The organism is Streptomyces sp. Root431 (genome assembly GCF_001426585.1).
In the GTDB taxonomy this organism is placed as follows: Bacteria; Actinomycetota; Actinomycetes; order Streptomycetales; family Streptomycetaceae; genus Streptomyces; species Streptomyces stackebrandtii.
The window spans coordinates 1-1,112 of sequence record NZ_LMEI01000005.1 but is presented as its reverse complement, the minus strand read 5'-3'; the positions used below and the strand labels follow the sequence as shown (position 1 = coordinate 1,112).

1 protein-coding gene is annotated in these 1,112 nt (G+C 72.8%); it reads left to right on the top strand.

The features are described 5' to 3' along the window. Nucleotides 1-1,112: acyltransferase domain-containing protein (locus tag ASC82_RS30905; protein WP_242427546.1), on the top strand; the 1,112-nt coding region annotated here is incomplete at both ends.

The following is a 1,112-nucleotide window of genomic DNA, read 5'->3' as shown; positions in this document are numbered from 1 at the left end:
TCTCGGGCGACCCGATCCAGATCCAGGAACTCGCCAACTCCTGTGAGACCGACGGGATCCGCGCGCGGATCATCCCCGTCGACTACGCCTCCCACAGCGCTCAGGTCGAGATCATCGAGAAGGAGCTCGCCGAGGTCCTCGCCGGGCTGACCCCGCAGGTGCCGCAGGTGCCGTTCTTCTCCACCCTCGAAGGCGGCTGGATCACGGAACCTGCCCTCGACGCCGCGTATTGGTACCGCAACCTCCGCCACCGCGTCGGCTTCGCCCCCGCCGTCGAGACCCTGGCCACCCACGAGGGGTTCACGCACTTCGTCGAGGTCAGCGCCCACCCCGTCCTCACCATGGCCCTCCCCGAGACCGTCACCGGACTCGGCACCCTCCGCCGCGAGCAGGGCGGACAGGACCGGCTCGTCACCTCCCTCGCCGAGGCGTGGGCCAACGGCCTCCCCGTCGACTGGACTTCCCACCTCCCTGCCACGGCCACCCACGCCGACCTCCCCACCTACGCCTTCCAGACCGAGCGCTACTGGCTCCAGGCCTCCGCGCCCACCAGTACGGCCGACGACTGGCGCTACCGCGTCGACTGGAAGCCCCTGGCGACCGCCGCGGAGGCGGACCTGGCCGGCCGGTGGCTGGTCGCCGCCGGTGGCGAGCCCGACGCCGGGCTGCTCGGCGCGCTGAAGGCCGCCGGAGCCGAGGTGGAGGTGGTGGAGACGGGTGCGGACGACGACCGTGAGGCGCTCGCCGCCCGGCTCGCGGGGCTGACGGACGGGTTCACCGGCGTGATCTCCCTCCTCGACGGACTCACGCCCCTCGTCGCCTGGGTGCAGGCGCTCGGCGACGCCGGGATCGAGGCGCCTCTGTGGTGCGTCACCCGGGGCGCCGTTTCCGTCGGCCGCCACGACACGCCCGCCGACCCCGACCAGGCCATGCTCTGGGGCCTCGGCCGCGTCGTCGCCCTCGAACACCCCGAACGCTGGGCCGGTCTTATCGACCTCCCCACCAAGCTCGACACGTCGACCCTCGGCCACCTCGTGACCGTCCTCGCCGGCAGCACCGGCGAGGACCAAATCGCCATACGCACCACCGGACTCCACGCCCGCCGCCTCGCC